The sequence below is a fragment of the Paenibacillus sp. VTT E-133280 genome, assembly GCF_002264385.1.
In the GTDB taxonomy this organism is placed as follows: Bacteria; Bacillota; Bacilli; order Paenibacillales; family Paenibacillaceae; genus Paenibacillus_AQ; species Paenibacillus_AQ nitricinens.
Genome location: NZ_NFUX01000053.1, coordinates 16,597 through 34,408, shown reverse-complemented (window position 1 = coordinate 34,408; position 17,812 = coordinate 16,597). Strand labels below are relative to the sequence as shown.

The window sequence follows — 17,812 nt, the reverse complement described above, 5'->3', positions numbered from 1 at the left end:
GGGAGATCCTTTATGATTAAGTTTTTGTGTTCTTCTTTTCACATCTGAGTTTTTAATAATTTCTTTACAAACAGGAAGCAAACTTCTCGTGAAGAAATAAGGGAAGTCATGATGAAAACTTAAGTGCACAATAAAATGGAAAAGATTGTTATGACACTAATTCTAAAGATTATAAATCGCGAATAATATTGATAAATAATAGTAAGGAAGGGGTTGTGAATTTTAAGTAAGTGCTCTAATGGATGCTGATAATTCTAATAATAAATACCAGTTTTGTGATGAGGAATTAATGACAAGATTAGGCACTGATAAATGTGGTTAAAATAATTATAGTTGTACCTATAATATTTCTTTGGTATATTTACTATTGTCAATAAAAATTAAGGAGGACCTACTATGAATAAAGATTTATGGGATTTTATTGGAGTCTCAAGATCTTCTAGTGGTGAGGCCAATCAAATTCTAGATATTATTATCTCTAAAATGTTTGGTGCATTGGGAAAATTTCTTAATATGCCCTATCAAAATTATCGTAATTTAGACGAGATGATTAATGACGGTATTTATAAAGATAATCAATATACCTACTTTTGGAAGTGGTTTAAGGATTATGGCCAGATGGCACTACATAAAATATCTTCAACGCATTTTATTAGTTCGGATGATACTTTAGATTGCCTTGAGGATCGATTATTTATTATCGAGTCAGATATTGATAACGGATTAATTTCAAGTGTGTTTGAGTCAATTGCGAGTACATTTACAGCAATTGAAAATTTAATTAGTACTAATGAGGAATTGGCTATCTCTACAGGGGACCATTATAAATCAATCTATACAAAAATTGTTGAACAGGTACCTAAATCAGAACCCTATAAAAATTTTGACTTTCAAAACTCTGTTGCTATCGAGCAACAGAGTTTTTTTTGATGTAATTGTAACATTTTGTAATTTCGTGTTATGTTATATTAATATATATTTACATATTTGTTATGAGGAGAGATATTATTTGGTTACTCATGATTCTGACTTTTATTTAAAAGCTTATAATTTTGCTAGAATTAAAGTTCAATTAGAAAAGGTCATTCTGGAAGAAATAACAACAAAAAAGAATTGCGATGAAGTTAACGCAAATTATGTTGTTAAAATGGAATTTGGCACAAAGACTACTGTTATTGATGAAGAGACTGTAGATGGCTATTTACGAACAGTTGTTAATCTTAAACAAGAAGAAAAAGATTCCAACGATTTAGAAATTGTTATTGTTTATCGCGGTAGTTTTGTTAGAAAACCTGAATCTACAATTACAAATCTAGAACAATGGGTTGATATGCAAGTTGTACCTTTGTTATTGTCCTATGTTCGTACAACAGTTTCAAATATATCTGTTCAAATGGGCTTTGATCCAATAGTAATTCCTACGATGGATGTTTTGGAGTCAGTAAAACTGAATACGGAAATTAACCAGGATCTTGAGGATGATCTTAATGTCAATTAACAGGATTAATTTCTTTTATTCGGATCGGCCTTATCCAACACTGGAACCCGTAGCAGGACAGATTGCTGACTTTCTATATCGATATCAAGGACAACTGCCTAATTTTATTGATTTTATGCGAATAAGTTCATCGTGGCGAAAAAATGACTATAAAAATAAACTACAAAGTTGGGCATCAAGGAAAAGGGGGCGGAAAAGAGTAGCTGCAACTGATATTGAAATGTTAATTAATTCTGCAGAGAATTTTTTTAATGTTTGTGAAACAGATGAGGAGATTAAAAAAATTAGGGGTCTTATTCCAGAAAAATTAGTGGAGAAAGTACTCAACAATAGGTATATGGGTAAAGCCTGTAAGATGGGTTTTGGAAAAGGTGTTGAAATTGATGGAGAAGAAATAAAATATATATGCCTTGCTGCTTATAGAGGAGAAGAAGATAGCGATGAAAATCGACAGAGTGTAGATGCTGGTGTATGGGATGGTAATCGAGGAGAATTTATTGAGGTAAAGTTTAGTCCTGGAGCTTTCCACAGCAAAGATATTAATTATCTTCGATTATTAAAAGAAAAATTGGATGATGCAGAATTATTGCATACTGTGTATTTGATTTCTCTAGGAGATAAGAATTTAACTCGAAAAAAATTAGAGTCTATAGATAAGTGGAATGATTCAGAATTTGTTATCATTGGTAGTGATGAGTTATTTCAATTAGAAGATGCAGAAACAAGACCAGCTTCTTGAGAAAGATAATTCATTTTAAAAAAAGAGCTTGGTTCGGAATTGAAACCGAATCAAGCTCTTTTTTTATTATTGTGAAATTAAATTTCATCTAGGTGAATAATATCTCCTTTTTTACCCATACTACTTATTATCAAACTTAGAAAACAACTTAACCCCATGCTCTAAGTTATTAGTAAAATACTGAAAAGCTTCAGGTGAATCGCTATGTAATTTTGCAAGCAAGGACTTAATTCGATTCAATTGCTGCTCAATTTCCGAATTTCCCTCTAAGCCAGAGAGAGTAATACCGAGGTCACTAAGTATTTTTTCAAGCATAGCCAGATGTATTGTTTCAGTTTTACCAGTCTCAAAATTACTAAGATAGCCCGTAGATACTCCGAGCTCCTGAGCGTAATCGCTTAAGCCAATGTTTCTCTGAAGCCTCATATTTCTGACCTGTTGCCCCAACGTTCTCATGGAACACCCCCTAATATTGATTATACGCCACAAAATTTGGATTTTGAAAGATGTAAATAACGAATATTAATGCGCAAAAGGAGGATTTGTATCAGACCATCTGATGTAACCAAAATAAAGATAACAAATATTACGTATGTCCATGATCCAGAAGCTATGCAAAAATGGCTAGCCTTGTATGTGGATTTGTTTAAAGAAGCTTTGAATTCAGAACTAGCAAATTTGAGCGAGGATGAGCATACCTTTTTAGAGAGGGAGGTGGAGGGGGTATGAGAACTGTTTTGTACTGCCGCTCATCAATAGATTCACAAGAAAACTCGATTTCCATGCAGAGAACCATCTCTGAAGCTGTTGCTGCTCAGCGCTCATTGTTAATCGATGAAGAATACATTGATACAGCAGTCTCAGCACGTATAAATGAGATTAGTGACAGACCCAATCTTGCACGATTGCTTACTGACATTAAACGAGGTAATGTAAAAACTTTGATTGCCTACAAACGCGACCGCTTAGCACGTAATGTTGGACAGCATTTAGAAATTTACGAGCTATTGAAAAAATATAACGTTCAGGTTATTTTTTCGGCTAGTAATGAACTCCCTCTGCAGTATTCACCAGCAGGGGAGTTTTTTGAATTGGTCATTGCTGGATTTAACGAGAGAGAGGTTAATCAAATCGCACTTCGGATCAGAGATACTAAACTTGCTCTATTTTCCGATGGGAAAAATCATGGAGGAAGATTGACTTTTGGCTACTTCCTTGATGCAGAAAAGAATATACAACCCGATCCAATAAAAGTTGAAAAAATCGTGAGTATTTTTAATGAACTATTAATCACTGAATGTCGTACATTCAGTGATTTTGTTAGGCATGTAGAGTCTAAGGGGATTATTGAAAAGAACAAAAACAATTACAACAAAATTAAAAAGTATATAACCACGCCTGAATATATGGGTTTTCGTAGAGCGAAATTCAATGATGATATTATCGAAATTGAACAAAAACGACTGAGAATTATTGACGAAGATAAATGGAATCAAGCCCAACTGGTACTTAAAACATTAATACAGACTAGAGGCAAGCGAAATTCCGAAATAGCGATGCTTGATGAACTTGTATTTTGTACGACATGTAATGAACCAGCAAAAAGAAAATTAATTTCAATGGCTGGAAAAGAAACTATTATGTATTACTGCACCGCCCATTATCGAAACAAGTTTCCTCAACAAGTATTAGAGAAGTACGTTTTAGAAGAAGCAACCAAATGGGTTAAAAAAATAACCAATCCTAAAAACAGCGATGAGCTTATGAATGTAATTAATCAAGTGAATGCAGAAAGTTCAGCCAAACTTATAGAAATAGAACAAAAAATGAGAATGTTAAACGATAGGATAATTGGATTTACTGAACAGTGGATTCTCAATAAAGATCCTAATACCCAAGAGAGAATGGTGACAGTATATTCAAAATTGGTTCATTTCGAGAACCAAAAGAAGTTACTTTTGAGAACTCAAAGTTATATAAAGGTATATCCAGCAAGAATTCAAGCTATATGGGCTCAGTTAAATATCCAAGATAAGCTCGCTAAGATGAATAGTGTGGAGATAGCTGAATTATTACATGATATTGTGCGAAAAATTGAAATTGGTCCTCCTGATTTCTTACCCCGAATTGAATTGAAACATCCATTTTTTGAATTAGTAAACTCTAAGGATGGTGAAATTACAATTGCATTTAAAAGCGTTGATTAGTCCTGGAATGAGGGGAGTATTTTACGGTAGGCATTCAACAGACAAGCAAACGATGGATGCTCAGAGAAGTATGGCTTTAGAGATTATTCGGAAATATGAATGTGAATTTGTTGGTGAGTACTTAGACACAGCAGTTTCAGCAAGAAAAAAGGATCTGAAGGGTCGCAATGGTATATCAATTTTACTCGCCCACGCTCATTTAAATAAATATGACTTTGTAGTTATTTCACAGCATGACCGACTAGCAAGAAAACCAAGCGAACATCAAGAGATACGCTCAACTTTAAAAAAGTATAAGATTCCCGTTATCATTGCGAGTACAGAAAGCCTTTATGATTCTGGGGATCTTTTAGTTGATCTAATCAAGGATGGCAACTCAAAATTCGAAGTAGATAACACCCGCGTTCGGACTAGGGATACTATGTATACTTTTTTTAAACAAGGGAAATGGCGTGGAGGAAAACCCCCTTTTGGATATCGTTATAATTCACAAACAAAACTCTTCGAAGCAGTTGAACACGAGCTCTTGATTGTTAAAAAAATTTTCAGTATGTATCTAGGTTACTTTGGCTTCGATAAGATAGCTCAAAAATTACCTTTCAACTCATATGATGGCTGCGAATGGACTGACCAGGCTGTTCGAGCTGTGATAACGAATCCCTTTTATGCAGGATATTTGACTCGCGGAAGAAAGAAAGAGCGAGCAAATAATTCATTTAATGACCGATCAAAATGGGAGATGCTACACAGCGATAGAATTCCAGCAGCTGTCACATTAGAAAAGTGGGAGAGATGCTGGGAGCTATATGATAAGAGGGTCAATGGTGAGCTTCCTCCACGGCGGTTTAAAACGAGCTTTTTACTAAAGGATCTTCTTAGATGTGAAACTTGTGGGTGTTATTTTATAGGTAAAGATAAAACTACCACAGGGAAATCAGGAGAAAAATATGGATCTAAATATTATTGGTGTTCCACTTGTGATTACAGAGTGGAATTGAACAAAGCACATGAAATAATTGATTTTTTAATGAAAAATTTGCGACAACAACATGCAAGTGTAATTATTCAGCAGGTTTTAATGAGCATAGAGGGTGACATTATGAAATTGGGCAGAGATTGTGATGTACTTAGCCAAACAATATTAAATTATAAGGATCAACTGAGTAAGGTTACGTTTGAAATAGATCAACAATTTATTCTTCTCCATAGTATGGATGTAGAAGAAGCAGAAATAATCAGGGACAATGTAAAGACACTCATTCGGATATTGACACTGTCTAAACAAAGTTACGAACAGAAGATTAGTGTAGTTGATAAACAATTGATACAGCAGCAAAATCAAATTAAACAACTCCAGAAATTACAGCTCAATCAAGAAAATGTTAAAAGCAAGCTAGAACAAATAAAGGTGGAACATTTAAAGCGGCAACAAAATACAAAAGATAAAAAAGATGAGTACGATTCGAGATTGTTTCGTGGTTTATTATTCGAGTTTGTACAAGAGATCAGCATTGATCGTGTAGGGAATGTTAGAATTAACGCTCGACATGACTTGCTATATACTGAAGTGAAGTGACTTGTTTCAACAATGAAGCAAGTCTTTTTTTATATCTCGGTTATTAGGTCAATAACTAGAATAATAGGAAAGATCTGAACTCGGTTCTTTCTTAGACATTCGATCCCGAGGCTTGTATAAAACCGAGTTTTAATAGGCTTGTACCCTCCTTAAACCTTGCGGTATATAAGGCTTCTTAGTTTCTACAATTATTAAGGTATGACTGTTCAAATAAGTAGCTCGGTTATTAGGTCATAATGAATTAGACGTTCCTAGTATTCTTTATTCTATTACTATGAGTTGCATGGTACAATTTACCTAGTTATTGCGTATGTTTATGAAATAATTGGTAACGGTTAGATATCAAATACCGAATAGGTGGATAAAATGGATAAACAAATCGAACAGCAGTTATCTAATAGAATAGCGAATTGGAAAAAGAACCTCATCGATATGAGCAAAAGGAACACCCTACTCAATTTCAAACCAAAGAAGACAAATAGCGTGAATTTTTTAGATGCCCCTTCATATTTATACGAATCGCTGGTGGGAGAAGAAAAGCAATTAGACTGTGATAAATTAGCTACTCAATTTTCTCAACAGATTGAAAAGATTAAATCAATGACAATTGAAGAACTGGAAAAGAAGAAGCGAATTGCAGAAGAAACTCAAAATTATAATAAGATCTTAAATAAACTTAGAACTGCAGCGAAAACACGGATGAATGAACAAGGAATAAATATTTCGTATCTATCATTTGGAGTTTTGAAATGGAAAGAAACACAACTTTCGACCTCATCAGATTTCCTTGCTCCGTTACTTTTAGTTCCTGCTACCTTAAAAAGAACTAGTGCGAATGCCCCATTTACTTTGAATCAGTTTGAAGATGAAATTGTGATTAATCCTTTTTTAGCGCATATGTTGCAGGAGCAGCATGGCATTACATTGCCTGAGCTCCCTGAAGATTCAGCAAGCATTAGCGTTAATGATTTATGGGCAGAAATAAGAGAATTAGTTATTAATCTTGAGGGCTGGAGCGTCGAAGAAGATGTTTATTTATCTTTATTCTCCTTTAATAAGCTGGTTATGTATAAGGACATGGAGACTTATAAAGATATAATTGAAAGTCATCCGCTAATCAGAGAGATTGCAGGTGTGTCAAACGAGGAGAGTAGAAAACAAACATTTGATCATACACGAGTTCCTGATGAGACTAGTATGGATCGGGATGTTCCTTCCCATGAAATATTCAATATACTCGATGCGGATTCAAGCCAGCAACAGGCAATATTGGCTGCTAAAAACGAAATGAGTTTTGTTCTTCAGGGTCCACCAGGCACAGGTAAGAGCCAAACCATCTCCAATATTATTGCAGAGAACTTGGCAAACAATAAAAAGGTTCTATTTGTAAGTGAAAAAATGGCGGCACTAAATGTAGTGAAAAGTCGCTTAGAGAGTGAAGGGTTGGGAGACTTTTGTATTGAAATGCATAGTCAAAAAGCCAATAAGAGACAGGTTCTAGATGAAATAAATCATGTATTAAATATACAAGAATCAAATAAGAAAATATCCAAGGAAGTATATAGCCAAATAAATGTCATAAGGGAGAAATTAAATACATACTCAGAAAAGGTTCATTTAGCCAGAGAACCGTATGATAAGTCAGTATACGAAGTACACGGGATACTCTCTAGGCTGCAAAATGTCCCAGAATTCACAGTGGATTTTAGCATTAGTCCAACAACTGAGCTCGAATCAATTTACAGATTATTATCTGATCTAGAACGTTATCGGGCCTCCGTTTATAAATCTAACTTTCATCCATGGGAAGGCTATAACGATGAGAGCTTCTCACTGGAAATAAAATCAAAAGTGAAAAAATTTCTTGAGAAGATGAGAGATCAAGTAGAAAATACGACAAAAGTTGCATCAGATATCGAATATTCTACGGGACTAAAGATCTCTACTCTTGATGAATTAAAGAAGGCAACTAACATATTGGATATGGCTAAGCATTCCCCTATGCCTCCAATGGGTTGGTTTAATAAAGGGGATATATCCCAAATCATTATTGATGCAAAAAATTATCAAGAGAGATTTTCATCATTTCTTGATGACAAAAAGAAGCTAACTACAAGGGTTAATGAAAATATATTGGAGGAGAGCAGCCTTCAAGATCTTTATAACGAGCTATATATTGAAAATGAACAGTTGATTTCGATGATTCCTGAAACAAAACTGAACGAACTTTTATTAACTAAAAGTGCATTAATAAATGGGATCGATGATATCTTACAATTTTTCTCCAACGCCTCTGATTATGCCGAAATAGCTTCTCGCCTTGGAATACAACAGCTGGAAAATGCTAAAGAACTAAGCCAGTTGTTAAGATACCTTACTTTGTTAAACCAAAGTGTAACTCCAACAGAGGACTGGTTTGATGAGAAGCGATTAGCAAATCTTTTGAATCAAGCTATGAATACAAAAGAAAAGTACCTAGAGAATACATCATTACGAAGTATTTTATTATCTAAATATAATCCATCCTTTTTAGAAATCAATGCTGAAAAAGCTTTAATTGATTTTGATGTCAGTGAGTCTCTAGTTGAATCATTTAGAAGTACTCAAAGATCAGGATTAGAGGATATTAATTTATATAATCAAAAATCAAAGGTGAAAAGTTTACTCGGTGATTTTTTCAGTATAACAAAACTATTAAACACATATAAAATGGAGTTCGAGTCATTATTCGGAGTAGAATTAACAAACCTTTCCTTGATTGATAATCTAGAAATTGTGATTAAATTTATCGAGAGATCTCCTAAACCACTCGAAAGTTGGTTTGACTTAAATAATTACCGTGATATACAAACGACTATTCGAGAGGGGAAGGAGTTATTTAGTAAATATCAAATAGAGTTCGATAAATTTACTAAGGTATTTGAAGAAGAAGCATATGACGAGCGCATTTACGATATTTTCGAACGGTGTGAGGGTCAGTACCAGTCATTTTTGAGGGTTTTTAATGGTTCCTATAAAAAGGATTTAAAATGGCTAAAGTGTAATCTGAAATCCAATGAAAAATTAGACTTTGATACGTTTCAGAAAAACGTTCGTAATATTAAACGAGTGATGGATTACAAAAACTCCATTAATAAAATGGAATCTGAGTTACAGACATCACTGGGCTGGCATTACCAAGCATCTGATACAAACTGGTATACCATCGAACAAGCACTATCGACTACAAGAGAGATCGTAGAATGGCATCAAGGACGAAGCATGACTGTATCATTAAGAGAACTTTTACTTAGACCTGCGGGTAAAATAGAGGAACTAAAGACTTCTTTTACCCAGATAAAACAATTAAGTAACGATTTGGAAAAAAATATCAATCTAATTCAAAATGAGTTTCCGAATTTAATGAATTTATCTGGTACAGATGCTTCTAAGGTCAATTTAGAACAATTATTTTCTAAGCTTCAGATTGGATCGGAGAATGTGAATTCGTATTTTATTTTTGTAGATGAATTTAGTAAGCACCTTCTGAATCCAATGAGTTTGAACGTGATCTCCTTAAAACAAGATTTGAAAAAAGTTATTATCCTTAAGCAGAAATCTACAGAGCTAGACGAAAGTTATGAAAGTAACATGAATATTCTGGGGAGTTCTTTTAAAGGTAATGATACGGAATGGGATATGCTCATTAGGTTTATCGGAGAATTTAATTTGTTATTTAAAAGTAATATTCAGATTACCCAAGAGTTTAAAAAAGCAATGCTCAGTGGAGAGGAATTTAGTGTTGATATAGCTCCCCTTGTACAATGTTTAAGTAGCATTGAAAAAGAAATTCCAAAGTATCGAGAGACACTACCAAAATTCTTTTCGGGTTACGAAGGTCCAGAATTGTATTGGCCATATAATGAATTTGGAAATACACTTACGTCAATAAAACGGCTAGTTGAAGAATGGCAGTATGGATTCTCTAAAATCGGCTCATATTTTATGAACAATGACTTAACATTTGATGAGATTAGAAATACTTTAGAGATGGCAGTCCGCGTCAAAATATATAAGCAGCTTATCGATAACGAGTTGGAAAATCTTAAAGTTGTATTCGGTGATCGATTTACTGGGTACAACACAAATTGGGAACAAATCTTTGATGCACTAGCATGGACGGATGAATGGCATGGTTTGTTTAATAATATAGAAATGCCGACTAAGTTGCTGGATTATGTTACTTCGGAAGGAAATGGAAACAAAAGCGACATCATGGAGTGGCTAGAGCAGGCGGAAAAAGAATTAGAAAAAAACATGGACCTTCAAAAAGATCTGCATTTGTATTTCACTGTATCAGTTATTTTCAAGGAATTAGATTTCTCTGAGCTCAAACTGGTGGAGCTTATTCATTTTTCAGAAGTTCGTATTGATTCAATTGATCTTTTGGAAGACTGGATCAGATATCGACGTCTTGAAGATCATGCATCCAATTTAGGGCTCGATAAATTTATGCTTGCAATAAAAAATGAAAGCATTGGCGATTTTACCTTTAAGGATCTATTCCAAAAGAGATTTTTTACTCTTTGGCTGGATCAAATTTATAAAAACGAACCTCTTTTATTTGATTTTGACGCAGAGGAAATGAATACTGATGTGACTACTTTTAGAAAACTGGATGTAAAGAGCAATCAGTTGAATGTCCATCGTATAAAAGAGAGATTAGAATCCAACCGAAACCATGCGGTTAATTCACTTGCATTTCGTCGAGAACTTCAAATTATACAAGCGGAAATAGGAAAGAAAAAAAGACACTACCCAATAAGAAAATTATTAAATCTGACAGCTTCTTTATTCATGGAAATAAAACCATGTTTACTTATGAGTCCGTTGTCTGTAAGTCAATTTTTGGATGCTTCTGTAATTCAGTTTGATTTGGTGATATTTGATGAAGCATCACAAATATTCTCTGAGGACGCGATCGGAGCTATTGTACGTGGAAAACAGTTGATTGTTGTAGGTGATACTAAACAATTGCCCCCAACGAATTTTTTCCATAGCAGTACGATTGAAGAAGATTTCGATGATGAACAAGAAGAGGATCAAGAAGTTTCATATGAGAGTATTCTGGATGAGTGCGCTCATGTTCTCCCTCCAATAAATTTGCGATGGCATTATCGTAGTAAACATGAGTCGTTAATCACTTTTTCGAATGAAGCATTTTATCACAATAATTTGATCACTTTCCCAAGTTCAGATAACGGCCCATATTTGGGAACAGAATTTGTTTATGTTGAAGATGGCGTATACGATCGAGGCGGAAATAAAACGAATAAAAAAGAAGCAGAACAGATTGCAAATTTAGTTTTTGAGCATTTTAAAGAACACCCTAATCAATCCTTAGGAGTAATTGCATTCAGTGAGGCTCAAGCTTCTGCTATAGAGAATGAACTGACCATATTAAGAAATGCAAATCCGTTATTTGAACGTTTCTTTCAAGAAGGGGCTCATGAAGAGTATTTCATCAAAAGTCTGGAGAATGTTCAAGGTGATGAACGCGACGTCATTTTCTTAAGCGTGGGCTATGCTAAGGCAGCTGATCAAACGTTGCATTACAATTTTGGACCATTAAGCAAAGCTCGTGGAGAAAGACGGTTAAATGTAGCTGTTACCCGAGCCAAATATCATATGAAACTAATTAGCTCCTTAAAGCCATCTGATTTATCCGACGTAAAAGTAAGCGGCAATACTGGTTTACGCTTACTAAAGGACTATATGCAAACCACTATGGATGGCAAGTTGCCGATCAGTATGACATCGCATAAAGAGATGGAGTTTGACTCACCATTTGAAGAGGATGTATTCAATGTTCTTACGGATATGGGATACAAAGTTAAAACTCAAGTTGGTTGCTCAGGCTATCGTATTGATTTAGCTATTGTTGATCCACTGAATGACAATAAGTTTTTGTTGGGTATTGAATGCGATGGAAAGGCTTATCATAGCTCAAAAGTCGCGCGGGATAGAGATCGGCTTCGTCAACAAGTTTTAGAGGGGTTAGGTTGGAAAATTTATCGAATTTGGTCACAAGAGTGGTTTAAAAAGCGGAGATTTGAAGTTAATCGGCTTGAAAATTATTTAGAAACAATAAGATACTTAGTTTAGATATTAGAAAAATGGCGTGCGAATTTATTATAATTTCGTACGCCATTTTTCTTTCCATATTCCTATGTCGTTCTTTTGGTTTGTTTTCGCAGATTTATATTTTCTTGTTCTAACTGTCGAACCAGATTTTGAAGGTAGGTGATTTGTTCATCTTTGTCTTTCTCCAGAAGAAATCCGTCGATATCTCCAGTATAAATATATTCAGTAGGAATACGTCTGGTCTCTTGGCGGATAATAGTTATCTTTTTTTCACTCTCAAGCAGTTTAATTACACGATGAGCAGTAGCTAAGGCAACGTCTGAACTTTTAGCAATAATTGAAAGTTTTTCACTAAATCGTCTTGACCCATCCGCCTTAACTCTAGACACAAAGTAGGTAGTTACTTTATCAACATTTTCTTGTGATGGCTGATTATAAGTCATAATGTACCTCCCTATAAATTGTAATGGGAACTCATTCTTCTTGTTCTTTGGTTAAATCGATACTATTTGAGCTACTCTGACTCGGCGACACATCAATAGATGAAGATTGCTCTTGGGTATCCTTTTTCGGGGGACGCCCCTTTTTCTTTTCACCTGATATTTTTGACTTGCTCATATATTTCTCAATGATTTCTTGTCTATGTTGTGCAATTAACTCTTGAACTTCTTTTTCATGTCGTAATGTCGTAAGTTCGAGCGTTTGTTTTACTCCTCTAAGCTCATTGGATAACTGTTCAAATTCCCCTTGGTTGAACTCGGAAATTAGAACATTTTGACGTTCAAGTTCAGACTGTAAGTGGGATATAGTTTCTTTCTGAGCATAATTTAATTCTTCCAGTTGCTTCCACGATTTTCGAATCTCCGATAAATCACGTGTAACCTCTATTAATTCCCTGCTTCGGGTTTGTACTTGTTGTTCTAAGTCCTCTATAAGCACTTGTTTTTCAAAAGCGATTTTCTCGATTTCTGCAGTGTTGTAGTTGTTATCATCGATAATTTTTTTAATCAGTGAGGAGAAAATTTCGTTGATCCGCGAGGTATGTTCTTGAAGAGCTTCTAAGTCGCTTAAATACTTCCTTGAACTATCATGATGCTTGTACATCTGAAGCTCGTATAAAGCGACGACACTTTCAAACCATTCTTTGTTATTTAATCCTGATGCGGAAATCATTGAGATAACTTTTTCTTTGATTTCTGGGTTCACTTTAACTCCAAATGTTTCCGACGCCATATTTAGTCCTCTCTCCTTGAGAATTAGCGCGGGTTAACCTTATTAGTTTGGTTAACCTGGTTAACTTCAAAAGTAACTGGAATTTATTCGTTATCAGATTATATGGAACAGAGGACGGCAATATCACCTAGAAGATTGAAGGAATAAATTCTATATGGAATAGGACAATCTTATTGAGTAATAGGCATTACCAAGAGGTGATGTCTGTGCAGCTCAAGATCGTGTTTAAGTCCAGTGAATCGGAAAAGTCACTTGAGAAAATCATTGAAGAATTGATTGATGAGACCATTCGGAAGGTGCTCATCAATCATCCAGGCATAAGTTATAACAGGGAGATATCGAAGGACAGACTACCATGATGAATCAGGTGATATTAATATGATAAATCCTAATGTAACAGCTATATATGTCCGTGTATCAACCACAAAGGAATCGCAAAAAGATAGCCCTGAACATCAAAGAGGGCTTTGTGAAGAGAAAGCTAGAATTCTTGATTTGGATGTACAGTATTCATACGAAGATCGTGATACAGGAACATCCATTGTCGCAAGGGAAGAAATCCAAAAATTGATACGAGATGCTAAAGCTAAGTATTTTAGGACGATAATATTCGCATCATTATCGCGGTTTTCACGGGATACGCTTGATTCGCTAAACCTAAAGCGGATCTTAGTCGATGCGTTGGGCATCCGACTAATTTCTATTGAAGAGGGCTTTGATTCGCTGAAGGATAATGATGAACTTAAGTTCCAGATTATTTCTGCTGTGAACCAGAAGCTTAGCGAACAGATTAGTCTTTCATCCAAACGCGGGATTAGGCAGTCTGCTCTAAAAGGAAACTTTACAGGCAGTGTTGCTCCATTTGGATATAGAAAAATAGTGAATGGTGATAGAAAGACACTTGTATCTGATGAAAATGATAGCTATATCGTCGAACTCATCTACCATTTATATGTATCCCGTAAGATGGGCGAAAAGGCAATCGTGAAATATCTCAACGAAGAGATGGAAATTCCCGCTCCAAAAGGAGGAGTCTGGGGAATTACAACCATACAGAGGATTCTCACTAATGAGGTATACACAGGACAGAATGTGTTTGGCAAATACGAAGTGAAAAAGGTTTACAACGACATTAACAATATGTCTGACCGAAGTAGAAAACAAGTGCAGCGTGACAAGACTAAGTGGGAAAGATCAACAGAACAAACACACGAAGCGATCATAGATAGAGAAACATTCGAACTTGCTCAGGAGATTCGTTTGAAACGTGGTGGTGGTAGGCGTGGAGGCGTTAGAAATCGAGTGAATGTATTTGCTGGCATGATCTTTTGTAAACATTGTGGAGCATCTCTGGTGAGTTGTAAGGGGAAGTCAAGAAAGGACGGCCCAGTATATCGATATTTAATTTGCTCAACCAGGAGACGGCAAGGGGAGATGGGTTGTGTCAACAACGTGTGGATACCGTATAACAATTTTAGAGATACCGTCATCCATGAAGTGAGCAAGAAGCTAAAGCAGGTTATCAACGTTGAGTCTACAACGAGTGAAACCAAAGATAGAATTCTGAAGAGAAAATCAACTAATGAAATGGACAAGGATTTAAAAAAGCTGGAGAAGGCAATTCAGGATAATCGTAAGATGCTATTTGAATTGAGAAAACTGAATATGCTCAGAGAAATTGATGAAGAGCAATATCATTTTGAAAAACAACAATACGAACAGGAAATTGCTTCACTACAATCAGAACTAGCAAAAGCATCTCAGAACAAGGAAGAGCAAATCAATTTGGAAAAAGTATACGACGAGATTAGAAAAGCATTGGAAAGCCTTGTTGAACTTGATTTTGATCGTTTGGACGAAATGAGACTTGTCTTATCTAAATTGATTGATAAATTGGTTGTGAGTGTTGATGGGGAAGTGGAGGTCTATACTCCTTTGGGGAAATTGGAATCGTAAGTCACAACATTCTATTCTTACTAATATTGTCTTGTTCAATACCAAATGTTTATTATGGTATTTAACGAACAGCAAGAAAATTCAATCAGAAAATCTGTATGCTCCAAGGTTAAACCTTGTCATAAAAGATTCATTTTATGTATAACCTTAATCAATGAAATAATGAAATCGTATGGGAGGTAGTTTTTTGAATAAAAGTATTGATGAACTGCTTGATATTAACAAATTAATTACTGAAATGGTGGAAATAATTAACAATCATAACCTAACTAGATACTCAAAAGCTTATTACTTAAAGAATGTGGCTATTCAAACATGGACTGAGCATTACCCTTTGAAGAATTCAAAACAAATTAAATGTAAGTTTTGGTCTGCTGATGCATTTAAGCAGAAATTTGATGTTAATTTCATTGGAGAAAAAGAACGACTATTTCATGAACATGTTATTCCAAAATCATATCTAATAGAAGAAATATTTCTAAATGAGGAGGGGCAACCTGTAACGTTTGATTATATACAACATTATCTTGATGAATTTGTTTTTGCTTGCGTTGTGACTAAATCGGAGCATGATGCATTAAATGAAATATCAAAATCATCTATGCCTGATGAATTCCGTATTGTAAAAGGCGGGAATTATTTAAACATGTGGCTTCGGTATAGTAAAGCGGATATTGAAGTATACGAAATCGAGTGGGTAAAAAGGCAACCGACAATTAAATGTGTCGTTGACTACACTTCTAGTTGGTCATCTTCTTGAAATATTAATATCACTACATGTCAATAAAGAAGGCTACTGACTGTTGGTAGTCTCTTTCTTGCGGTTAACACAATTTACTTTGTTCCTTTTTGTAGGGCTTGAAATAGTAGATATTCCGTATCTTTGTGTTATTGATAGTTGTTCAACGTATTATCGACAAAAAGAGCAAGAAAATATAAAATAGAAAAAAATGCCTATTGGGAAAGGAGAAACAAGTGAAAATAAAACATGTCTTTATTGATAACGATATTTTAATTTATCTAGCAAATGGTGATTACCGAGATGAGGATGAGATTTTAGGACATCTGGAACAACTAGTGAACAAAGGTGAAATTGAACTCTTGGTACCTGATAATTTAATGGACGAATGGGAAAGAAATAAACAATCTAAGATTAGGGATGCATTACTAAAGTCTCTCTCAGGACGAATTGGAACATTACGGGAGTTAAAGAACTATCTTGAAGACGAGCATTATGAGGTGTTAAACAATATAATCAACGAAATAAGAAGTCATGAAACCTATTTTAAAAATACTATTGAAAAACGTATTGAACGAATTGAATACTTGCTCAATCACAGCAATACAAAACGTTTGTCTTCATCAATAAATGTAAAAGCGAAAGCGGCTGAGATGTCATTACTTAACCAAATGCCTTTCAAGAACAAAAAAAATAGTATGGGTGATGCCTTCAACTTTTTAACATGTTTGGAGCATCAATCTAGAACTGAAGAACCTGAAGTTCACTTTATTACAAACAATAAAAACGATTTTGGAAAAAAAGATAATCAAGGTATTTTACATGAAGATTTTGAGACAGTGGCAAATGATATGGGAGTTACTATTCATTACAGTATAAATATTGGGGAAAAACTTCAAGAGTTTGGCGCATATATAAAACCAGAGACAAGGAAAACTATTCAGGATATACAGGATTCATTGGTGGAGTACGGCTCTAATCGTTATGGTTTTACTATAGTTACCACCTGTTGTGGAGAACCACTAAGTGAAGGAGCTGGAATATATATAGGTGGGAATTTACATTCCCGATGCAAAAAATGTGGAAAGTACTATGATTCAGGTATATCATTCGACTAATTTTTTAAAACTTGAATACATAAATGATATTGTATATTCGAGAACAAACTTGTACGCTGGGCTTAGATATATAACAGTGATACGTGTTGTAGATTAGGTGGTGATCATTACGCTAACGTGAAACGAGAGTATCACATGGTAATGGATCGAATAGTAATTTTTGAGCCTTATGCTAAGTTGTAACGGATGAGGATATCAGGAACGGGGAAGAATGGACAGAACTGAAAAATTAGTAAACAGTATGATTGATAGTTAAGTTTAAACTTCTTGCTTTAGGCGGTTTTCTTATGAATCAACAATCAGTTCACTAGTATATATGGTATTTATGTATTTCAAACCACATCTCCAATGTAATGCAAAAACTAAACGTTAAAGGCCGTTCACAAGCGGTTGTCGAGCTGATCAAGCTTGGGGAGCTGAAAATATAGCTGGCCATGTCTTCGGAAGTGACGCGTTTAAGCCTTCTCCACCTCTAGGGGTGAGGGAAGGTTTTTTGTTGTCGTTCTTGAATAATGATATTTCCTTAAGCCAATTATATCCTGCGGAAAGACTTTGCTATTTTGAAGATTTAGATTGCGGAATATTAAGTTTGACTGCAGTTTATGGATTGACGGATATTGGGA

General features: G+C 34.8%; 13 protein-coding genes and 1 pseudogene. 11 read left to right on the top strand and 3 right to left on the bottom strand.

The genetic code is table 11. The features are described from left to right. The first annotated feature begins 396 nt into the window (after window positions 1–396). The 3 genes from CA600_RS31330 (at window position 397) to CA600_RS21120 (ending at window position 2,237) form a co-directional block, all read left to right on the top strand. Complete coding sequence (locus CA600_RS31330; RefSeq protein ID WP_094872644.1) at window positions 397–930, top strand: hypothetical protein; 534 nt, start codon at window positions 397–399, stop codon at window positions 928–930. Window positions 931–1,009: 79 nt separating this feature from the next. Further along, window positions 1,010–1,498 carry a protein-export chaperone SecB gene (locus tag CA600_RS21125; RefSeq protein ID WP_094872643.1) on the top strand — a complete coding sequence of 163 codons (489 nt, stop codon included), beginning with the start codon at window positions 1,010–1,012 and terminating at the stop codon, window positions 1,496–1,498. After that, window positions 1,488–2,237: a hypothetical protein gene (locus CA600_RS21120; RefSeq protein WP_094872641.1), complete on the top strand. Its 750-nt coding sequence runs from the start codon at window positions 1,488–1,490 to the stop codon at window positions 2,235–2,237. The genes CA600_RS21125 and CA600_RS21120 overlap by 11 nt, the downstream gene beginning before the upstream one ends. A gap of 120 nt (window positions 2,238–2,357) precedes the next feature. On the opposite strand, the gene CA600_RS21115 is transcribed toward CA600_RS21120, so the two are convergent. Then, window positions 2,358–2,693 carry a helix-turn-helix domain-containing protein gene (locus CA600_RS21115; RefSeq protein WP_094872639.1) on the bottom strand — a complete coding sequence of 112 codons (336 nt, stop codon included), beginning with the start codon at window positions 2,691–2,693 and terminating at the stop codon, window positions 2,358–2,360. Window positions 2,694–2,962: 269 nt separating this feature from the next. Between CA600_RS21115 and CA600_RS21105 the strand changes: the two genes are divergently transcribed. The 3 genes from CA600_RS21105 to CA600_RS21095 all read left to right on the top strand — a co-directional run bounded on the left by CA600_RS21105 (window position 2,963) and on the right by CA600_RS21095 (window position 12,164). Then, the gene (locus tag CA600_RS21105) at window positions 2,963–4,444 is read left to right on the top strand and encodes a recombinase family protein (protein ID WP_094872635.1); all 1,482 of its coding nucleotides are present in this window, start codon (window positions 2,963–2,965) and stop codon (window positions 4,442–4,444) included. Beyond that, window positions 4,422–6,020: a recombinase family protein gene (locus tag CA600_RS21100; protein ID WP_179281689.1), complete on the top strand. Its 1,599-nt coding sequence runs from the start codon at window positions 4,422–4,424 to the stop codon at window positions 6,018–6,020. The genes CA600_RS21105 and CA600_RS21100 overlap by 23 nt, the downstream gene beginning before the upstream one ends. A gap of 366 nt (window positions 6,021–6,386) precedes the next feature. After that, window positions 6,387–12,164, top strand: a complete 5,778-nt coding sequence (locus CA600_RS21095; protein WP_094872631.1) for a DUF4011 domain-containing protein — start codon at window positions 6,387–6,389, stop codon at window positions 12,162–12,164. Window positions 12,165–12,226: 62 nt separating this feature from the next. Here CA600_RS21095 and CA600_RS21090 read toward each other — a convergent pair whose 3' ends face one another. Further along, the gene (locus tag CA600_RS21090) at window positions 12,227–12,586 is read right to left on the bottom strand and encodes a hypothetical protein (protein WP_094872630.1); all 360 of its coding nucleotides are present in this window, start codon (window positions 12,584–12,586) and stop codon (window positions 12,227–12,229) included. Between the two features lie 31 nt (window positions 12,587–12,617). After that, window positions 12,618–13,376 (bottom strand): hypothetical protein, encoded by a 759-nt coding sequence (locus CA600_RS21085; protein WP_094872628.1) that lies wholly within the window; start codon window positions 13,374–13,376, stop codon window positions 12,618–12,620. Window positions 13,377–13,582: 206 nt separating this feature from the next. On the opposite strand from CA600_RS21085, the gene CA600_RS30970 reads away from it, so the two are divergent. The 5 genes and pseudogenes from CA600_RS30970 to CA600_RS21065 form a co-directional block, all read left to right on the top strand. Beyond that, window positions 13,583–13,735 (top strand): hypothetical protein, encoded by a 153-nt coding sequence (locus CA600_RS30970; protein ID WP_218832791.1) that lies wholly within the window; start codon window positions 13,583–13,585, stop codon window positions 13,733–13,735. A gap of 19 nt (window positions 13,736–13,754) precedes the next feature. Then, complete coding sequence (locus CA600_RS21080) at window positions 13,755–15,332, top strand: recombinase family protein (RefSeq protein WP_094872627.1); 1,578 nt, start codon at window positions 13,755–13,757, stop codon at window positions 15,330–15,332. A gap of 187 nt (window positions 15,333–15,519) precedes the next feature. Beyond that, window positions 15,520–16,092 (top strand): hypothetical protein, encoded by a 573-nt coding sequence (locus CA600_RS21075; protein WP_094872625.1) that lies wholly within the window; start codon window positions 15,520–15,522, stop codon window positions 16,090–16,092. 215 nt (window positions 16,093–16,307) lie between these two features. Continuing rightward, complete coding sequence (locus tag CA600_RS21070; RefSeq protein ID WP_094872624.1) at window positions 16,308–17,189, top strand: PIN domain-containing protein; 882 nt, start codon at window positions 16,308–16,310, stop codon at window positions 17,187–17,189. A 329-nt stretch (window positions 17,190–17,518) separates the two neighbouring features. After that, window positions 17,519–17,617 (top strand): annotated as a pseudogene (locus CA600_RS21065) (LuxR C-terminal-related transcriptional regulator); the annotation flags it as partial. Between the last annotated feature and the right edge of the window lie 195 nt (window positions 17,618–17,812).

Bases quoted from the DNA above. Each gene is read 5' to 3' on its own strand.
- CA600_RS31330 (WP_094872644.1), top strand. From the start codon at position 397: ATGAATAAAGATTTATGGGATTTTATTGGAGTCTCAAGATCTTCTAGT.
- CA600_RS21120 (WP_094872641.1), top strand. From the start codon at position 1,488: ATGTCAATTAACAGGATTAATTTCTTTTATTCGGATCGGCCTTATCCA.
- CA600_RS21115 (WP_094872639.1), bottom strand. From the start codon at position 2,693: ATGAGAACGTTGGGGCAACAGGTCAGAAATATGAGGCTTCAGAGAAAC.
- CA600_RS21105 (WP_094872635.1), top strand. From the start codon at position 2,963: ATGAGAACTGTTTTGTACTGCCGCTCATCAATAGATTCACAAGAAAAC.
- CA600_RS21095 (WP_094872631.1), top strand. From the start codon at position 6,387: ATGGATAAACAAATCGAACAGCAGTTATCTAATAGAATAGCGAATTGG.
- CA600_RS21090 (WP_094872630.1), bottom strand. From the start codon at position 12,586: ATGACTTATAATCAGCCATCACAAGAAAATGTTGATAAAGTAACTACC.
- CA600_RS21085 (WP_094872628.1), bottom strand. From the start codon at position 13,376: ATGGCGTCGGAAACATTTGGAGTTAAAGTGAACCCAGAAATCAAAGAA.
- CA600_RS21080 (WP_094872627.1), top strand. From the start codon at position 13,755: ATGATAAATCCTAATGTAACAGCTATATATGTCCGTGTATCAACCACA.